The organism is Citrobacter sp. Cb031, from assembly GCF_030336725.1.
GTDB lineage: Bacteria > Pseudomonadota > Gammaproteobacteria > Enterobacterales > Enterobacteriaceae > Citrobacter > Citrobacter braakii.
Genome location: NZ_JAOWDA010000026.1, coordinates 62,318 through 81,852 on the forward strand (window position 1 = coordinate 62,318; position 19,535 = coordinate 81,852).

The following is a 19,535-nucleotide window of genomic DNA, read 5'->3' on the forward strand; positions in this document are numbered from 1 at the left end:
ATTAAGGCTCCAGGGAGATCCAAATGGTTTTCAGTTCGCTAAATTTTTCCAGCGCATGCAGGGACTTATCGCGCCCGTTGCCGCTTTGCTTATAACCGCCGAACGGCACAGTCATATCACCGTCGTTGTAGTTATTAACGAAGACCGAACCGGCCTTCAGGCGACGGCTCATGCGGTGGGCGCGCGACAGATCGCGGGTCCAGACCGCGGCCCCCAGGCCGTAGTCACTGTCGTTGGCCAGCGCCAGGGCTTCGGCTTCGCTGCTAAAACGGGTGACGACCAGCACCGGGCCGAAGATCTCATCGCGGCTGACGTGGGCTTGCGGGGCTGTATCGACAAAAATAGTCGGGCCGATAGCCGCTGGGTGTACGTGGCTGCGACCATCCAGCGCCAGCGTGCCTTGTGCTTCACCGTCGCGAATAAAACCGTGCACGGTGTCGGCATGCGCGTTGTCGATAAGCGTGCCCATCGTGGTTTCCGGATCCAGCGGGTTGCCCGGCTGCCAGTTTTTCGCCTGCTCTTTCAGCAGGGCGATGAACTCGTCGGCAATACTCTCTTCCAGTAACAGACGCGTACCGGCGATACAGACCTGACCCTGGTTATAGAAGATGCCTGCTGCAGCATTGGCGGCGGCTTTCGGCAGATCCGGGCAGTCGGCAAAAACGATGTTGGCACTTTTACCACCGGCCTCCAGCCAGACGCGTTTCATATTGCTGTCGCCAGCGTCTTTGAGCAGTTGCTTGCCGGTGCGGGTCGAGCCGGTAAAGGTGATCACATCAACATCCGGATGCTGCGACAACGCCTGGCCCGCTTCGTGGCCATATCCGCTCACCACGCTGAGAACGCCATCTGGCAAACCGGCTTTTTTTGCCAACGCAGCAAGGCGAATGGCGGTCAGCGGTGATTTTTCTGAAGGTTTGAGGATCACGCTGTTGCCTGCAGCCAGTGCCGGGCCAAGTTTCCAGCAGGCCAGCAGCAGGGGAAAATTCCACGGCACGATGGCCGCAATGACGCCCACCGGCTCGCGCACAATCAGCGCCAGATCGCTCACCGAGGTGGTGGCCACTTCGCCATAGACTTTATCTATTGCTTCGGCGTACCAACGGATGGCGCGTGCCGCGCCTGGAATATCATCACGCAGGCTATGGCGAATCGGTTTACCGGTGTCGAGCGTTTCCAGTAGCGCCAGCTCCTCGTGATGCTGCTCCATTAAATCGGCGAACTTGTGCAGGACTGCCTTGCGCTCTGCGGGTGATGCTTGCGACCAGTCTCCGCGTTCAAACACGGTGCGGGCTGCGGTGACCGCTCGGTCTACATCTGCTTTTTTGCCGCGGGCGACTTTGGCGAGCGGACGTTGTCCTGCCGGATCCTGCGTAATAAAGGTTTCGTTATCGGCGGCTGCGCAATATTCGCCGTTAATAAATAAACGGGTCTCCGGCGAATAATGGCTGGCTTTTTCACGCCAATATTTAAGATTCTGAAAGTTCATAGCTACTCCTTTTATATCAATAAGATAAAGTTCGTTGCTGATCTTTTTCAGGCAAAATCAGGCTGCACGATGCCCCAGGGATGTACCCTGTTAATGCGCGTTATTTAAGAAGGCCTGAGAAACTCAGGCCGCTACTTATTAGAAAGTGGTAGGAGTGTGGGCACTGATGATGCGGCAGATCCCTGCCGAGGTGTTGCTGAAGCTGTGTGGTATACCGGTGTTAATGGCATAACTTTGCCCTGCAACAAGATGATACGTTTGACCGTTGATGGTCAGTATCACTTCACCTTCCAGTATTGTCCCAATCTCTTCACCCTGGTGTTTAATTCTCTCCCCGGTTGTCGTACCTGGCTGATAGGTTTCAAACATCATGGCCAGCGTACGATTCGGATTTCCGTTGTGTACCAGCTTCATGGATACTCCCTGACTCCCGATCTCAATCAAATCATCCTGATTGATAACCACCTGCGGTTCGTCAGGCTTTTCCGGTTCCGCGAAGAACTCGGAGAGCGACAGCCCATAAACTTTCAATAGCTTTTGCAGCGTACTGATGGCAGGACTGACTTTATCCTGCTCTATGGTGCTGATGGCGCTATGCGTTAACCCAGACAGTTCGGCGGCACGACGCTGTGAAAGACCCAATTGCTGGCGGATCTCTGACAAACGTTTACCCGGCGCCAGGCCGTCATCGCTCATAATTGCATTTCCTTAACTGTAGTGGTCAGAGTCGCTGTTTTTCAGCGAGGTGGTTCTGACAAGCGGTGATAAAACCTTCAAGTAACAAACGCGACAGGGCGTATTCGCTACTGTTCCATTCCGGGTGCCACTGCACGCCAAGCGCGAAAGGATGGTCGTGAACGCTGGCTGCTTCCACTAATCCATCCTGCGAGCGTGCTTCCACGCGCAGTTGCGGGCCAAGGGTTTTTGCGCCCTGACCATGCAAGGAGTTAACCCAAAACGTGCTGCAACCTGGTATTAGCTGAGATAGCAATCCTCCCTGTTGAACCTGGACTTCATGAGATGGCGCATATTGCTGCTCCACCGGGAGTTCCGCATCTTCACGATGTTCCAGGAACTGTGAGTGATCGCACAGGCGACGATACAGAGTCCCGCCAGTGGCGACAACTAATTCCTGTAAGCCCCGGCAGATGGCGAAAATGGGAATGCGCCTTTCGAGCCCGGCGGTAATTAGCGCCATGCTCAGAAGATCACGCCCGGGATCGGCGTCAGACTCATCGCCATTTTCACCATAGAGGTGCGGCTGCACATTGCTTGGGCTTCCTGGCAGGAAGATACCATCCAGTTTCGGTAACAGTGCGTTCAGTAATTCGGGTTCCGCAAGCGCATGGGGAATCGCTATCGGTAATCCACCGGCGTTCAATACTGCATTCAGGTACTTTTCTTGCAGAGTCTGGGTCTCGTGACCCTTAAGCCTGTTCCTACACATCACTACACCAATAACTGGCTTGTCAAATATATTGCCCATGATCGACCTCACGTTTTGGAATAAATTATTGCCAAACGGTTCCTTGTTATGCCATTCCGTTCATTATTTTCTCAATCTAGCAGTGGAATAACCTTCTAGCAAACTTAATTTAACATTTGACAAACAATTTGTTTGCATCCAGAGTCGAGGGGTGGACATTATATTTAACAGTCAAATCACAGAACAGCTTACAGGCCAACGGCGGTGAATCATGGAAACCAATATCGTAGAAGTTGAGAATTTTGTTCAGCATTCTGAAGAGAGACGAAGTAGCGCGTTTGCGCGTGAAGTTAAGCAGTATCTGGAGCGCTATCCCAACACGCAGTTCGTGGATGTGCTGTTAACCGACCTGAATGGTTGTTTTCGTGGTAAACGCATTCCCGTTGCAGGGTTACACAAGTTAGAGAAAGGCTGCTATTTCCCGGCATCCGTTTTCGCGATGGATATTCTTGGCAATGTGGTCGAAGAGGCGGGATTAGGCCAGGAGCTTGGCGAACCGGATCGGACCTGTGTCCCGGTGCCTGGCACGTTAACACCTTCGGCCGCCGATCCGGAATGTATTGCGCAGATGATGCTGACGATGCTGGATGAAGATGGCGCTCCCTTTGACGTTGAGCCGCGGAACGTACTTAACCGACTCTGGCAGAAACTTCGCCAGCGCGGTCTGTTCCCCGTCGTAGCGGTAGAGCTGGAGTTCTATTTACTCGATCGTAAGCGCGATCCCGAAGGTTATCTGCAGCCGCCGTGCGCGCCGGGAACGGACGATCGGAATACGCAAAGTCAGGTTTACTCGGTTGATAACCTGAACCACTTTGCTGATGTGCTGAACGATATCGATGAACTGGCCCGTTTGCAGCTGATCCCGGCTGACGGCGCGGTGGCTGAAGCCTCCCCTGGGCAGTTTGAAATCAACCTCTACCATACCGATAACGTACTCGACGCCTGCGACGACGCGCTGGCGCTGAAACGGCTGGTACGGCTGGTGGCGGAGAAACATAAGATGCATGCCACGTTTATGGCAAAACCTTATGAGGAGCATGCCGGTAGCGGAATGCATATCCACATCAGCATTATGAATAATAAAGGCGAGAACGTGTTAGCCGATGCGAATGGCGATGATTCCGCGTTACTTAAACGTGCGCTTGCCGGGATGATTGATCTGATGCCTGCGTCAATGGCGCTGCTGGCGCCGAATGTGAACTCTTATCGCCGCTTCCAGCCGGGGATGTATGTTCCGACCCAGGCTTCCTGGGGGCACAACAACCGTACGGTGGCGCTGCGCATTCCCTGCGGCGATCGTGATAACCATCGGGTTGAATATCGCGTGGCGGGGGCTGACGCCAACCCGTATCTGGTGATGTCGACCATTCTGGCGGGGATCCTGCATGGGCTGGATAACGAGCTGCCGTTGCAGGAAGAGGTGGAAGGCAACGGCCTGGAGCAGGAAGGGCTACCGTTCCCGATCCGCCAGAGCGATGCGCTGTGGGAGTTCATGCAAAATGACAGTCTGCGTGAGTTGCTCGGGGAGCGTTTTAGCCATGTGTATCACGCCTGTAAACACGATGAACTGATCCAGTTTGAACGCCTGATTACCGACACTGAAATTGAGTGGATGCTGAAAAACGCCTGACAGGAAAGTGGCCCGGCGGCGGAATGTTTGTCGGGCCTGTACGCATTGTTTGGTCATTGAAAAAAAGAAGTCGCATCATGCGGTCTGAGCGGAGCCAGCCCGTCAATATTGCAGGATCACCTGCCATTTCCCGGATGTCGCGTAATGGAGCGGCTTGCGACAACGGGTCTTCAGATAACCGACAGAGTTTGTGACGAGGAAATGTGATGATGCCAATGTTTAAAAACCCGCCCCGCGTGAGCATCCATGGCTCCCGCAGTAAGTACGGACCGCATCTGTGCCGTGCAACATTGACGCCTTTCTTTTGGCTTTCCACCCCGACACGACCCAGGTCTGCTGTACCCACGTTTCGAACGCAGATCTGGGCCCGTGGCGGGGAGGAAAGCTATGTCGACTAATTCTTCTGTGGATCTCGCGGCCCAGCCGGGCAAAGCACAGCTGCGTAAATCCCTCAAGCTGTGGCAGGTGGTGGTGATGGGGCTGGCCTATCTCACACCGATGACGGTGTTTGACACCTTTGGTATTGTTTCGGGTATCAGCAATGGCCATGTTCCGGCCTCCTATCTGCTGGCCCTGGCGGGCGTGCTGTTTACCGCCATCAGTTACGGAAAGCTGGTACGCCAGTTTCCACAAGCCGGTTCGGCCTACACCTATGCGCAAAAAGCAATCAACCCGCATGTGGGGTTTATGGTCGGCTGGTCGTCACTGCTTGATTACCTGTTCCTGCCGATGATTAACGTCCTGCTGGCGAAAATTTACCTTTCCGCGCTGTTCCCGGGCGTTGCGCCATGGATTTGGGTAGTGATGTTTGTAGCGATCCTCACCGCGGCCAATTTGAAAAGCGTTAATCTGGTGGCGAACTTCAATGCGCTGTTTGTACTGGTGCAGGTCGCGATAATCGTGGTGTTCATTGTTCTCGTGGTGCAGGGGCTGCACAAAGGCGAAGGGGTTGGGACCGTCTGGTCGCTGCAACCGTTTATCAGCCAGAATGCGCATTTGATCCCGATTATCACCGGGGCGACCATCGTCTGCTTCTCGTTTCTCGGTTTTGATGCGGTAACCACGCTCTCTGAAGAGACACCGGATGCCGCGCGTACCATTCCAAAAGCTATTTTCCTTACCGCGCTTTACGGTGGATTGATCTTCATTGCTGCCTCGTTCTTTATGCAGCTGTTTTTTCCAGATATTAGCCGATTTAAAGACCCGGACGCGGCGCTGCCGGAGATTGCGCTGTACGTCGGCGGCAAACTGTTCCAGTCTATTTTCTTGTGTACGACCTTTGTGAATACGCTGGCGTCAGGTCTGGCGTCCCATGCCAGCGTTTCGCGTCTGCTGTACGTGATGGGCCGCGATAACGTCTTCCCGGAGAAGTACTTCGGCTATGTCCATCCGAAATGGCGTACACCCGCGCTGAACGTCATTATGGTCGGGATTGTGGCACTCTCGGCCCTGTTTTTTGACCTGGTGACCGCCACGGCGTTGATTAACTTTGGCGCGCTGGTGGCCTTTACGTTCGTTAATTTGTCCGTGTTTAACCACTTCTGGCGTCGTGAAGGACGTAAGCATACCTGGCAGGAAAAGTTGCACTACCTGGTATTGCCAATGGTCGGCGCCGCCACCGTTGCCGTACTGTGGGTGAACCTGGAGGTGACATCGCTGACGCTGGGACTGGTATGGGCTGGCGTGGGGTTGGTGTATCTCGCCTACCTGACCGGACGTTTCCGCAAGCCGCCGCCGCAGTTTGACGCCGCGAAATCTGAGCAGGCCTGGGAGTGACAGAAACTTCAGGTATTAACAACAGGGCACGCCGTCAGGGGCAACCACCTTCAGACGTCCGGTGACGGCGTGTCCTGCGGTATTTATTAATGTCGTGAAATGCGTGGGCTATAGTAAAGATGGCCGTTATTTCTCATCATTAATAACCGTGAGCGGGGGATGTGAATGAAGAAGATACTGATGCTGGTCGGCGATTATGTCGAAGATTATGAAACGATGGTGCCTTTTCAGGCGTTGCAGATGCTGGGCCATCGTGTTGATGCCGTCTGTCCGGATAAAAGTCAGGGGGACTACGTTCAAACCGCTATTCATGATTTTGATGGGGCGCAGACCTACAGTGAAAAACCGGGTCATCGTTTTACGCTGAATGCGAATTTTGCCGAGGCGCGGGCCACCGATTACGACGCGCTGCTGATCCCCGGCGGACGTGCTCCGGAATATCTCCGGCTGAATCCGGATGTCATTAAGCTGGTGCAAGATTTCAACGCTGCCGGTAAGCCTATCGCCGCGGTCTGTCATGGACCTCAGCTGTTAGCGGCGGCGGGGGTATTAGAAAACCGGACCTGTAGCGCCTATCCGGCCTGTGCGCCAGAAGTTCGTCTGAGCGGCGGGCATTACGCAGATATTGGTATTGATCAAGCCCACGTGGATGGCAATCTGATTACCGCGCCTGCATGGCCCGCGCATCCGCAATGGCTGGCTAAATTTGTTGAAGTATTAATGAAGTAAGCAATGAAAAAAGTCGGTATAACTTGCCTGGTTATACCGACTGGACATATTACCGCTGTATGAGTGCGAACACGCCCCAACCAATGTACTCCCGGGTGAAGGCTACGTGGCGTGCTGGTGAACTCCTCAGTTGCTCTCTGACTTCCGGGGCAAATTCATCGTCCGGATTTGCCTCCAGCCAACGGCGCATCGTCAGCCATTTTGCCGCCTCGTATCTGTCCCAACCCTCCTGGTCAGCCAGTACCATTTCAACCACGTCATAACCGAGCAGGTCGAAAGATGAAACGAGCTCTGGCAGAGAAAGAAAATCGGTCACTGAAGTCGCGCCGCAATCCTGGGCGATGCTCTCCGTTGCAGGCGTCTGACGCCAGTACGGTTCGCCGATGAGTATGATCCCACCTGGTTTGAGACTTTGTTCCAGTTGTCTGACCGTTCCAGCGACGCCGCCGGCAATCCAGGTCGCACCAACGCAGGCGGCAATATCGAATTTTTCTTCGGCGATATAACCTGTTGCATCGGCATGAATAAAACGCACGTGCTCATTGACTCCCAACTCTTTGGCCCGCAGGGTGGCTTGCTCACTGAACAGCCGGCTCATATCGATACCAACGCCGGAAATACCGTGATCGCGTGCCCAGGTGCACAACATCTCACCCGAACCGCTGCCGAGGTCCAGAATGCGTGTTCCCGGTGCCATCCGTAAAACCTGGCCTAACGTGGCGTATTTCTGTGCGGTGAACGGATTATGAATGCGATGTGCGCTTTCGCTGATGGTAAAAATCTTCGGGATATCCATTTCTCTCTCTCCTTTAGCGATTATCAAGTTGGGCGCGAACGTTGTTCAGGCCGGTCGTATTAATACGGTAGGGCTGACCATTGACGGATTTGATCAGTTTCTTGGTTCTGAGCTTTTTGAACACCTCGAGCGTGCAGTCGCAGAGCAGCAACCCTTCACGGCTATAGCATTCGACGGAAGTGACGCGGCCAGAGGCATCGCGGACGTGAGCAATACGGCCACCTTTGGCGAGAACGTGTAAGGTACGTTGTTCCTGACGGGATAAATTCATACTGGAAAACCTGTTTAATCATCATGTGCAAAACGTGCAAACACACAGCGGTGTCCGCATTCGAATTCGGCGCATTGATAACCAGTCCGGCCTGAAAAGGTCGGGAAGCTGATTATCAGATGATTACATTCTCCAGCATCAAAGCCTCGGGTTGAGTTGAAAGGTATTTACATGCTGAATCATACCTGCAAGAAACAGTAGGGGAACCTCCTTGTAGTGGAAGTGTGATCTGTAACGAAAAATTGTATTTCTTTTATTTAATGACTTTTTAATTCTCGTTATGTAAATCGCATTTATTCATTAAATTAATTTAATGTTTCAGCGTCGCCAGAAACGCTATCGGTAGCCATACAGCATTGCTATTCTTTTTTTATCACCTCATTGATTAGTATGATTTACTCTTTTTGCTGGTTAATTTTGTTCTTTGATAAATGCTCCTTTATCATAATTGTGGTTTTAAATGAAATTTGCAATTTAATGTTTTTAAGAATTTTCTTAACGTGGCTAAGTGTGTATACTCGGTCCTGCAAGAAGCGCTTCTGTTATCATTAAAACTATAAGTATGTCCTTAACACCCGTATTACCTCTGCCCTGAATCTCTTCTCGGGGGAGAGGTTTTTTTTCCTGCATATTATTTAGCTTATCGTCATAAATAGAATTTTTAATATTATCGTTATTGATGTTAAACATTATTGATTACGACGATTTAGCTCTACTGACCCCTACGGCAATATTGAAATAGTATCAGCCTGAATCTATTTCATAGTGAATAGTATAATTCTGGCTATGTTTATGTGGGTATTATATAGCTTTCCTTATAACTGCCTTTTTTTCAGCGCGATAGAAGTTTTTTGCTTTTGAGGTAATTGTGATTTTGTTCACGGATTTTAGTGCGCGAAGTGGCTATTTGTAGAGAGGTGCAAACGGTTGCATGTTGCTGATACAGTATTCGTTCATTAAAAAAATATAGCGATGGTATGTCTTATGCCAGTACAGAGTACAGGAATCTAAATGATTTCTATTATCTCATAGGTATAGGGATGCCGTTTATGACTTCTGTTAGCTTAACACCATGGGAAATAGCAGTAAAAACAGACAGGGAATATGATTTTATCAATCAGAAAGGAGTTTTTTAATCGCAGGTATAATCACTGGCCTTTTTATCTTCCTTTATATAAATCGTTGTCGTAATGCCCATAAAATCAGCGTTCTGGGATGAGCGCTGATTTTATTTGGTTCTCAGATTACTTACCCCACGCTGCATGCAGAACACCTCTCGCAGTACCTCATAAATGATACATTAAAGGATCTCCTGGAATGGATATTGTTGAACGCTTTATTAACTACACGAAAATCAATACCACGACATCAAGGGAAAACGGCGCTAATGGGATAATGCCTTCTTCTCCTGGTCAAATGGAACTGGCAAAACTGCTTGCAGCAGAACTTGAAGCATTAGGAATGGAAAACATTGAGGTCAGGGATACCGCTATAGTGACGGCAACCTTACCTGCAAATACTGATGACACGATCCCGGTGGTCTCTTTTTTTGGTCATCTGGATACCAGTGCGGAACAGACGGCAGACACCAAAGCACAACGCCTGCATTATCACGGCGGGGATTTATGCCTGAACAAAGAGCTGAATATTTACCTGCGCGAAAGTGAATTTCCGGAACTGAAAAATTATATCGGTGATGACCTGCTGGTGACCGACGGGACCAGTCTGTTGGGCGCTGATGATAAAGCAGCCATCGCCGCGATTATGAATGCTCTTGAGTATCTGGTCGCACACCCGGAAATAAAACATGGGCCGGTAAAAGTGGGTTTTGTCCCGGATGAGGAACAGGGCTTGCGTGGCGCAAAAGCCTTTGATGTTGCCGCGTTTGGTGCTGATTTTGGCTATACCCTGGATTGCTGCGGTATCGGTGAGTTTGTTTACGAGAACTGGAATGCGGGCGATGCGGAAATCATCTTTACCGGCCAGTCCGCACACCCGATGTCGGCCAAAGGTAAGTTAAAGAATTCGCTGCTGATGGCGCATAAGTTTATTGCCATGCTCCCAGGGGGAGAAGCGCCTGAATATACGGAAGGGCGCGAAGGGTATTACTGGGTAAAACAGCTACAGGGTAACAGCGCCCGCACGGTACTTAAGCTGGATATCCGCGATTTCAGTGAAGAAGGTTATAAGGCGCGTATGGCGTTTATTCGCCAGCTTGCCGTCAGCACCTGTGCCCTGTGGGGGGAAAACAGCGTGGTCTGTCATTTAGCCGATCGCTACGCGAATGTGTTGAACAGTTTGCAGGGGGACGCTCACTACCCGATTGATATTGCATTCCGCGCGTATCAGAAATGCGGCATAACGCCCGCACCTGTCGCCATGCGTGGCGGGTATGATGGCGCGGTACTGTCGCAGAAAGGATTGCCGTGCCCGAATATTTTTACCGGTGCTCATAACTTCCATTCAATTTATGAGTATCTGCCGGTGCGTTCTCTGCGGGCTGCCAGTGATGTGGTGGTGGCGGTGATTGAGGAAACTTATACTGAGTTCGCGCAGCGGAGAGCTCAGTCATGATTCAGGTGTTAATCGCACTTCTGATTATCGTGGTGGTCGCGCGTCTGATTCTGAAAGGTTACCGTGCTGAACCGGTGCTCTTCATTGCGGGCTTAGTCTTGATGATTTGCACCGCGTTAACCGGATGGGGTTCCGTATTACCGAAGGGGGTTGCCAGTACGGGAATTTCCTTTCTCGATCCTTTCGAAGTGATGCGCGATCTCTTCAGCACGCGCGCCGCCGATCTCGGCCTGATGATCATGGCGTTAATGGGATTTGCGCATTACATGGATCATATCGGCGCAAATGAGGCGGTCGTGCGGGTAGTAACGAAACCCTTACGGGCGCTGCGTTCACCCTATGTGCTCCTCTTTTTCTCCTACCTGCTCGCCAGCCTCCTGCAGTTGGCCATTCCTTCGGCAACCGGGCTTGCCGTGTTGCTGATGGGGACGATGTTCCCCATTATGCTGGGGTTAGGGCTCTCAGCGGCCTCGGCTGCCGGGGTCATTGCTACTTCGCTTGGCGTGGCTTACACCCCGACGGCAATCGATGCTATCAGGGGCTCTAAAGCAGTGAATATGGATGTAGTGGAATATGTTGTTTACCACCAGGGACCCGCCGCGCTGGCGACGGTTCTGGTTGTCGGCGTGTGCCATTTTTTCTGGCAGCGGCATTGCGACCGTAAAGCAGGGACGTTACCGCGGGAAATCGGTAGCGCAGAAGTGACTGATTCAGGAAAATCCCCGGCTTTTTACGCGCTGCTCCCCATGCTTCCGATACTGATGGCAGTAGGGTCATCCGAAATGTTCGTCAGGGGTATCAACCTGAATATTATCACCATTGTCCTCATTTCAATGACCATCTGTATGCTGATTGAATGGCTGCGAGTGCGTGATTTAAAGTCGGTATGCGAAGGTTTCAGCCATTTCCTGAAAGGAATGGGCACTGCGTTTACCGGTGTGGTTGGACTGTTGGTTGCGGCAGGGGTTTTTGCTCACGGAATTAAAGTCATCGGTGCGATCGATCAGCTCATTCTGATGGCCGAACACGTGGGATTACCGCCGTTTGCCATGGCGGTAGTATTTGCGCTGGTGACGCTGGCCGCGGCGATCATTATGGGGTCGGGGAATGCGCCATTCCTCGCCTTCGTTGAGCTCATCCCGCAAATTGCCGCCAGTATGGGCGCTAACGCCGTTGCCATGATCCTGCCGATGCAGCAGGCATCGCATATGGGACGGGCCATTTCACCGGTATCCGGCGTCGTGATTGCCGTTTCCAGCGGAGCGAAAATAACCCCATTCGATGTGGTGAAGCGTACCGCCGTACCGCTGATTGTGGGGTTCGTTACTCACACCCTGATCATTGGTATTTTCTATTAACCGTACCAGCGACAAGCCAACTTCCGGTTCATTGAATCCGGATGTTGGCTTTTTGAATTAGGCAAAATTTAAAAGCGTTAATATTACTGATACCTGTATAAAAAGCCTGGCCTGCTGCTGTGAGGCTGTCTGTCGCTCAGCGGAGGATAAAATGCGATTCCATTAGGATGTTTAATGGCTGTTTAGCGTTGGAATGGGTGTTTGTCTTGGGTGTCTGGTCAAAACTATCAGGATATTTCTTCTAATCAGCAATTTTTGAAGTTTTATGATGATCATATTTTTAACAGTAGGTGGAATTGATAACCTGTGAGTATTATTAGTTTTTATCTTTATCGTATAATTCTTATTATTTATCGCTGAGCCATCCGGGCATCAATGATTAATAAGAGTGATGTGTTAAGTTTGCAATTTTATTACATAGGGATAAATTAATCTGGATCATATTTTGATGTTTTTAGTTGTAGTATTTTTTAAAATGAAATAATGCAAGATTTACATGTAATAATGATTTATTTGGGCAGGTTTAAGTGGTAAGGGATTCAGGAAAAGTTAGTACGTTACGACACCATTATCAGGATGACCTGGAAGCGTTTACCTGGAGTGCATTGGTAGCAATTGGTATCGCAATACGGGACCGTAAGATTCATTCTAAAATGTCAGAGCATCTTTTTATTATGCAATGGCTGGCCATCGCTAAAAAAAGAAAGCTCTTCTCAAGGAACGTAATCAATGAACTTCAATGGCTAATTGATGAAGGCAAGAAAAAAAGCCTCAATGCACAACTTAAATTTAAAATAGAATATCTATACTCGACTTCGAGTGGCGATGTATCGATGCAAAACGACTATTTTAAGTTTACTCATACGATTGAGGTGTTGAGAAATAATGGCTGGGAAAGCTTTCTGCTTACGCCAGAGAAATGGCGAGATCTGCATGAAAAGATTAAGGTAAGAGCAGGTAATTTTATTTTTATGGATGACACTCGGCTGCAGGCGTGTTTTGGCGTGCAGGGTGAGATTGTCAAACCCTTCTGTATCCGGGTATATGGCGATGTTGAGTTTGCAAAGTTAACGTTCATTAAACATAACCTTCCGGCTGAATTTGTAAAGCACGTTTCAAATGAGTTTTATCACTTCCATTTTCTTCTGGTAAGTAATGCTTAACTGACGATGTGAGCAATGTGCTGTTAATGCAAAGAATAGATTGATCAACTTGTAAATTTATCGGATAGAAACCACGCGCCAAGGACAGCGAATGTTTACTCGAAAGTTAGTGATTGCCAACGAATGGATAAGGTTGTCTGATATTCCAGACAGTGTGTCCATTTCTTTTCGGGGCGTTCTCGAGATAACTGAAAGTACAGGTGTGCCAGACGCCAGCACGCCGTTGTTACGTTTAGAAAATGAAATGGCACCGATCACCGTCGATTCGTTGTCCTGGGTGCGGGTGCCTGTCGATAGTCAGAAAGACATTACCGTTTATATCCATAAATAATATTAATGTTGAATAGTTTTGGCCTTATTTTTGCCAATGTTAGAGGGCTGCTGTTTATCGCAGTATGTCCCCCTGAGTAATTAATTTATTACCTAAGAATGAATGCGGAAACTTTCTAATAATTAACCATTTTACAGGTTAAGGTATTACGTGATGTGTCGATAACAATTAAGTCGTAGAGGATTTTTATTGTTATGGAGATGTTTAAATGTTAAAGAATATGAGAATTAAAACCAGCCTGTTATTATTGCTGTTGTTATTTACCTTCATGCAGTTCTTTTCCAATGGATTTGAGTTAGTTGATCTCAAAGAAAATCAAAAAAATACGTTATTACTACATAACATCATTAAGGAGCAGGATACCCTGCATAAGGTCGTTGAGGCTGTTTATAAAGTCAGAAGCGTTCGTGATAATATTCAACAACATAATGCGACCGATGCCCGACAGACAGTGAATCAAATGCAAGATCAGATGGCGTATGCCAGAAAACAGTTCGATATTTTCTGGGGTATTCCTGGATTGACGGCTGACGATCCGCAAATCGGTAAAGTCATCAGAACGGCTTTTGAGCAACAAATGAATGCTGAGCAAAAGTCTATTGATACATTAAATCAGACGCTTTCCAGCAACAGTATTATTAATGCACAAGAAAATGCTAATGCGGAACTGCTCGCGGCTCGCAAAAATTTCGATAACGAAGTGACGAATTATTACAAATCAACAATGCTGATTGGTGAGAAGATCGTTGCACAAACACACGTTCAGTTTAATACCTCGATCCTGAAAGTATCCGTGATCCTGGTCATTACGGTACTTATCTTCGTTATCTGTAATTTCTGGTTGAACCGGACCATCATTCAGCCTTTAAAAATCGTTTCTGAACATTTTGCGCGGATTGGTAAAGGCGATCTCAGCCATCCTGTTAAGGTATCGGGTAACAATGAAATCGGCATACTGTGCTTAAATTTGCATAATATGCAAAAAGGCCTACGCGAGACTGTCAGCACTATTCGCGATGGCGTTGAGTCTATTAATATCGGTATGCAGGAAATTGCTTCCGGTAATTCCGATTTATCAACCAGAACGGAACAGCAGGCTGCGGCAGTCGTTGAAACGGCGGCCAGTATGGAGCAGATTTCAGTCACAACAAAAAATAATACTGATAAGTCACATCAGGCATCCGTCATGACCAGCGAAAGCACGGAAATGGCATTGCGTGGCGAGCGTTTAATGAGTGATATGGTTGAGAAAATTCACCTGATCAGCCGTAATGCGCAAGGCGTGAACGAAATATCCAATGTTATTGATAGTATTGCTTTTCAAACCAATATCCTGGCATTAAACGCGGCGGTGGAAGCCGCACGCGCTGGTGAGTCCGGGCGTGGGTTTGCCGTTGTGGCGAGTGAAGTCCGAACGCTTGCTCAGCGCAGCGCCTCCTCGGCGAAAGAAATCAGTGAACTGGTTGCCAAAGCGGCAATTAGCGTTAAGGAAGGGGTAGAGATAGCCGAAAACAGTGGCGCCATGATGGCGGATATTGCGAAGGCAATACGCAACATTAATGTCTTAATGGAAGATATCTCTGGAGCCTCAGGGGAACAGAGTCGCGGCATCGAACAGATCCGGGTTGCGGTAACGCAAATGGAGCAAGTGACTCAGCAAAACGCCTCGCTGGTTGAGGAGATTGCCGCCACGACAGGCAGTGTGGAAGAGCAGTCGGCAATGCTATCCCAGGCTGTGGCGGTGTTCCAGGTGGAAGAAAACCAGCCTGAAATTCAGCATAATAAGTAGAGTACAAACTCGGCGGGTATCGTGGTGCGTTTGACGTGCCCGTTTATGACAGTGAGAAAGGTTGAGCTGCACACGGCTCACAGACCGCAGCTCATCAGGTGTCAATGTTGCCTGATGAGCTGCGCGAGAAGAATATCGGGAATGACGTTCTCCAGCGCGATTTGAAATCGCATACGTCATATTGATAATAATTCTCATTATTATTGTTGTGTTGTACAGGTAATGGTAATGTTGCTTCAGTTATCAACCGTTAATCCCATTTCCTGTGCAGAAGACAGCATGAACAACACCACCGCCCTGAATACGTCCAGACGCGTAGCCCGCACCTTCTCCGTCAGCGAGTTTATGGATTTTGGTGAGCGTTACGGGATCGATTACCGTTTTCCCCTGCTGGCGCAAAAGCCGGATTTGTCGTCTTGCAGCCCCGTTCTGCAGGGAGAGGTAGAGGAGATGACGCTCCCCTGCGGGATGTGTGTCACGCACTCTGATGTGCAGGTGCTACAACCCTACGAAACCACCTCCCGCCACAGCAGTCCTCTGTATATGCTGGTGGTTCTGGAAGGCTGCGTCATCCTGACGCTCAACGGGCAGGAGCATGTGGTACGTTCCGGGATGGCGTTTAGCTCACGCCTGAGCGAGCATCAGACGATGCGTGCCCGCCATCATGCTGACTGCAAACTGCGCACGTTATCGCTCGGTCTGTATCCCGACGGCGCGTGGCGCACGGGGTTGCTCGAATCGTTGATGCGTGAGTGGGAAAGATGCGAAACGCCGACGCTTATCTGGCAGGTGCCGGGGTTTTTACTCAGCGGCCTGCAGTATGCGCAGCGGAGCACGATCGGCCATGTTTCTCGCCAACTGATGCTGGAAGGGCTGATATTACAACTGTTCGGCCATGGCCTCAGCGTGTGTCAGGTCGAGAGTGGCAAGCGGCTTGCGGCAAGCGGTGAACAGCAGCGGCTGGAGGTCGTTCGTCGTCTTCTGGAGCAGAGTCCCGAGAATGACTACACCCTCAATGCCCTGGCCCAACGCGCGGCGATGAGCCCCAGCAGCCTGCGCAGCAAGTTCCGTGCGGCCTATGGCTGTTCCGTCTTTGACTACCTGCGTGATTGCCGTCTGGAACGCGCGCGCGGCTATTTACTGGAAGGATACAGCGTACAGCAGGCGGCCTGGATGTCGGGTTATCAACATGCTACCAACTTCTCTACCGCATTTCGGCGTCGTTACGGCTTTTCGCCTGGCGATGTGCTCAAACTTTGCTAATCCATTTTTACGTTTTGCGCACGTGCCTTCCCGACAATTTGGCACTGCGCATAGGCAACCTGGCATCCTGCATAGCTATCTCTGTTAGCAAAAAGGTAATAATTCTCACTTACAATTAGACATGCCTTTGGAGATATTCATGTTCGCGAAGACTCGGTTGGCGCTAGTGGTGGGATGGGTGACCGGTAGCGTGGCTTTTCCACTGCTGGCGCAGGAAACAACAAAAAACGATACGGTGGTTGTCACCTCGCAAATGCAAAGCGGGGCCACGAAGCTCGCCACGCCGGATATTGAAACGCCTCAGTCGGTATCGATCATTACCCGTGAACAGTTTGAAGAGCAGGGCGCAACCAGCGTGCGCCAGGCCGTGAGCTATACGCCGGGGGTGTACAGCAATCAGATTGGTGCCTCCAACCGCTTTGACTATATTGTGCTGCGTGGTTTCTCGGATGGTAGCCTGGACAACGTCTATCTCGATGGCCTGAAGATGATGGGGGACACCAACTCACACAGCTCGCTGGTGGTCGATCCGTGGTTCCTCGAAGATATCGAAGTGGTACGCGGCCCGGCTTCCGTACTGTATGGCCGTTCTTCTCCGGGCGGTATTGTCGCGCTGACATCACGTAAGCCGTCGTTTGATGCCGGCGGAGAAGTGAAACTGTTTGCTGGCAACAATAACCAGCGCGGCGCGGCGTTTGACGTCACTGGGGCGCTGGATGATAACGATCGCGTGGCGGCACGACTGAGTGGAATGACGCGTTACGCGGACTCGCAGTTTGGCCCATTGAAGGAAGAACGTTATGCGCTGATGCCAAGCCTGACCTGGCGCATCACCGACCAGACGCGTCTGGATCTGATGGCTTATCTGCACCGTGACCCGGAAGGCGGAAGCCACTCCGGTCTGCCGTATGACGGCACCGTGGTTCCACATTACGGGCAAAAGATCTCCAACACCTTTTACGAAGGCGAGGATGATTACGACAAATACGATCGCCGTGAAAACATGATGGGCTACAACGTTGAGCACCTGTTTGATAACGGCTGGTCGGTGCGGCAAAAACTGCGCTACCTGCATACCGACGTTGAGCTGAATCAGGTGTATGCGGCAGGCTGGCTGAATGAAACCGAGCTTAACCGCGGCTACTCCGGCTCCGATGAAAAAATGTCAGCGATTACGCTGGATAACCAACTCGACGGCAGCTTTGATACCTGGCAGGTCAACCACCGTGTGCTGGTGGGGATCGATTATCAGGATCGCAGCAACAATACCACCGGTTACTACGGTGCATTCCCGCCGATTGACGCCTTTAACCCGGTATACGGCGCGCAGCCTGATTACATCAACATGTATGCGCGTGAGAAGCACAAGCTGCGCCAGACAGGCTACTATTTGCAGGATCAGATGTCATGGGATCGCTGGCGTATTACGCTCGGCGGTCGCTACGATCAGGTCAGCGTTTCTAACATTGATAAGATCAACGATACCCGTAGCGATCTGGACAAAAACAACTTCAGCACCCGTGCTGCGCTGCTCTATTTGTTCGATAACGGCTTTGCGCCGTATGTGAGTTATTCCACCGCCTTTACGCCAACCAGCTTTGCCGATGAGAACGGCAATCTGCTGGATCCGATGAAAGGCAAGCAGTGGGAAGCCGGGCTGAAATATGAGCCGGAAGGACTCAACAGTCAGTTCAGCGCGTCGGTATTCCGTATCAATCAGACGAATATCGCCACCAAAGAAGAGCCGACCGATCCGTACCGCTCGATTGGGGAAATTGAGTCTGAAGGGGTAGAGCTGGAGGCCATTAGCCAACTGACGGAGAGCTTCCGTCTGCAGGCGGCGTATACCTATACCGACATTCGCTATAAGAAAAGCAGCCCGGAAGAGCAGGGTAAGCGTGCAGTGTACGCGCCGCGTAACCAGGCCAGTACCTGGCTGAGCTACGATGTGAAAAGCGGTCCGCTGGATGGCCTGACGCTGGGCTCAGGCGTGCGTTATGTCAACGGTATTGCCAGCGATCGCCTGAATACTCACACTCTGCCGTCCTACACGCTGGTGGATATGGCAATTGGCTACGACTTAACGAATATCGGTATTAAAGGGTTGAGCGCTCAGTTGAACGTCAACAACCTGACCGACAAGCGCTACGTTGCAGCTTGTAATTCGCTCTCATACTGCTACTTCGGTGCCGAGCGCAGCATTGTCGGCAGCGTTTCATGGAAGTTCTGAGTATCGTTTTTTAGCCGGATGGCGGCGCTGGCGCCTTATCAAGCCTACAGTTGCGTGCAAATTGTAGGCCTGATAAGCGCAGCGCCATCAGGCTGGGGGATTGCGGTTATTGTGTAAAACCGTTTTGCATACAAATCTGCGCGCTGGTTCTCAGGGTAAAGGCGACTTTGTCTGGGTACTGGCTGTAATAGTTATGCTCTTCTTCCAACCCTTTAGCCTGCGCCAGACGTACCGTTTCCAGCGAGCAGGTACGGTAGATCAGGTCTTTATTCATATTGGTCTGCTTTTCACGCTGTTTATCTGCGGACAGCGCCAGCCAGCTCTCGGACAGCGAGTAATCGTAGACCACCCGATTTCCTTTCGCCTGCACATTTTCAATGGTAATGAATTCGTCGATTTTCAGTCTTGGCTGCCCACGCATTTTTTTCTTATCTTCTGCTGCGGCATATTGGGCCAGCGCATTAATATCCATGCCTGCTATTTTCTGTTTATAGATATCGACATAAGCGGCGGGCTGCTGATAACGCTGAGCGTAAGCGTTTCTTAATTCTCCATCGCTTACCGTACAACCCGCCAGAAACAGAGGTAAAAGCAGCGCCAGTTTTATTTTAGTCATGATGTTATCCCGTTCATTATTGTGGTCCCAGTCG

16 protein-coding genes are annotated in these 19,535 nt (G+C 50.5%); 10 read left to right on the forward strand and 6 right to left on the reverse strand.

The annotated features are described in order from the left end of the window. Position 1: 1 nt before the first annotated feature. From puuC to puuD, 3 genes are all read right to left on the reverse strand, one after another. Positions 2 to 1,489: an aldehyde dehydrogenase PuuC gene (gene puuC / locus OGV93_RS11655; protein WP_016151912.1), complete on the reverse strand. Its 1,488-nt coding sequence runs from the start codon at positions 1,487 to 1,489 to the stop codon at positions 2 to 4. Positions 1,490 to 1,627: 138 nt separating this feature from the next. Then, entirely contained in the window at positions 1,628 to 2,185 is a 558-nt protein-coding gene (puuR, locus tag OGV93_RS11660; protein WP_016151913.1) for an HTH-type transcriptional regulator PuuR, read from the reverse strand. A 25-nt stretch (positions 2,186 to 2,210) separates the two neighbouring features. Beyond that, complete coding sequence (gene puuD, locus OGV93_RS11665) at positions 2,211 to 2,975, reverse strand: gamma-glutamyl-gamma-aminobutyrate hydrolase (protein ID WP_016151914.1); 765 nt, start codon at positions 2,973 to 2,975, stop codon at positions 2,211 to 2,213. 211 nt (positions 2,976 to 3,186) lie between these two features. Here puuD and OGV93_RS11670 point away from each other — a divergent pair, with 211 nt between their 5' ends. The 3 genes from OGV93_RS11670 to OGV93_RS11680 all read left to right on the forward strand — a co-directional run bounded on the left by OGV93_RS11670 (position 3,187) and on the right by OGV93_RS11680 (position 7,110). After that, on the forward strand, positions 3,187 to 4,605 hold the full coding sequence (locus tag OGV93_RS11670) for a glutamine synthetase family protein (protein WP_046276299.1): 1,419 nt from the start codon (positions 3,187 to 3,189) through the stop codon (positions 4,603 to 4,605). Positions 4,606 to 4,992: 387 nt separating this feature from the next. Continuing rightward, complete coding sequence (locus OGV93_RS11675; protein ID WP_016151916.1) at positions 4,993 to 6,381, forward strand: APC family permease; 1,389 nt, start codon at positions 4,993 to 4,995, stop codon at positions 6,379 to 6,381. Between the two features lie 165 nt (positions 6,382 to 6,546). Then, entirely contained in the window at positions 6,547 to 7,110 is a 564-nt protein-coding gene (locus OGV93_RS11680) for a DJ-1/PfpI family protein (RefSeq protein WP_016151930.1), read from the forward strand. 49 nt (positions 7,111 to 7,159) lie between these two features. Here the strand turns inward: OGV93_RS11680 and OGV93_RS11685 are convergent, their stop codons facing one another. Together OGV93_RS11685 and OGV93_RS11690 are read right to left on the reverse strand one after the other, a co-directional pair. Continuing rightward, entirely contained in the window at positions 7,160 to 7,906 is a 747-nt protein-coding gene (locus OGV93_RS11685; protein ID WP_287109588.1) for an SAM-dependent methyltransferase, read from the reverse strand. Between the two features lie 13 nt (positions 7,907 to 7,919). Next, positions 7,920 to 8,177: a YjhX family toxin gene (locus tag OGV93_RS11690; RefSeq protein ID WP_016151932.1), complete on the reverse strand. Its 258-nt coding sequence runs from the start codon at positions 8,175 to 8,177 to the stop codon at positions 7,920 to 7,922. A 1,317-nt stretch (positions 8,178 to 9,494) separates the two neighbouring features. Here OGV93_RS11690 and pepT point away from each other — a divergent pair. From pepT to foxA, 7 genes are all read left to right on the forward strand, one after another. After that, positions 9,495 to 10,751: a peptidase T gene (gene pepT, locus OGV93_RS11695; protein WP_016155790.1), complete on the forward strand. Its 1,257-nt coding sequence runs from the start codon at positions 9,495 to 9,497 to the stop codon at positions 10,749 to 10,751. After that, positions 10,748 to 12,109, forward strand: coding sequence for a C4-dicarboxylate transporter DcuC (dcuC, locus tag OGV93_RS11700; protein WP_131347819.1), 1,362 nt, complete (start codon positions 10,748 to 10,750; stop codon positions 12,107 to 12,109). The genes pepT and dcuC overlap by 4 nt, the downstream gene beginning before the upstream one ends. Positions 12,110 to 12,636: 527 nt before the next feature. Further along, complete coding sequence (locus tag OGV93_RS11705; RefSeq protein ID WP_065554256.1) at positions 12,637 to 13,272, forward strand: DUF2913 family protein; 636 nt, start codon at positions 12,637 to 12,639, stop codon at positions 13,270 to 13,272. A gap of 91 nt (positions 13,273 to 13,363) precedes the next feature. Next, on the forward strand, positions 13,364 to 13,603 hold the full coding sequence (locus tag OGV93_RS11710; protein WP_016151936.1) for a hypothetical protein: 240 nt from the start codon (positions 13,364 to 13,366) through the stop codon (positions 13,601 to 13,603). Between the two features lie 208 nt (positions 13,604 to 13,811). Continuing rightward, positions 13,812 to 15,392 carry a methyl-accepting chemotaxis protein gene (locus OGV93_RS11715; RefSeq protein ID WP_287109589.1) on the forward strand — a complete coding sequence of 527 codons (1,581 nt, stop codon included), beginning with the start codon at positions 13,812 to 13,814 and terminating at the stop codon, positions 15,390 to 15,392. A gap of 279 nt (positions 15,393 to 15,671) precedes the next feature. Further along, on the forward strand, positions 15,672 to 16,655 hold the full coding sequence (locus OGV93_RS11720) for a helix-turn-helix transcriptional regulator (RefSeq protein ID WP_032931274.1): 984 nt from the start codon (positions 15,672 to 15,674) through the stop codon (positions 16,653 to 16,655). 121 nt (positions 16,656 to 16,776) lie between these two features. Continuing rightward, positions 16,777 to 18,885, forward strand: coding sequence for a ferrioxamine B receptor FoxA (gene foxA / locus OGV93_RS11725; RefSeq protein ID WP_287109590.1), 2,109 nt, complete (start codon positions 16,777 to 16,779; stop codon positions 18,883 to 18,885). A 106-nt stretch (positions 18,886 to 18,991) separates the two neighbouring features. On the opposite strand, the gene OGV93_RS11730 is transcribed toward foxA, so the two are convergent. Next, complete coding sequence (locus tag OGV93_RS11730) at positions 18,992 to 19,501, reverse strand: hypothetical protein (RefSeq protein WP_223307927.1); 510 nt, start codon at positions 19,499 to 19,501, stop codon at positions 18,992 to 18,994. Positions 19,502 to 19,535 lie beyond the last annotated feature (34 nt).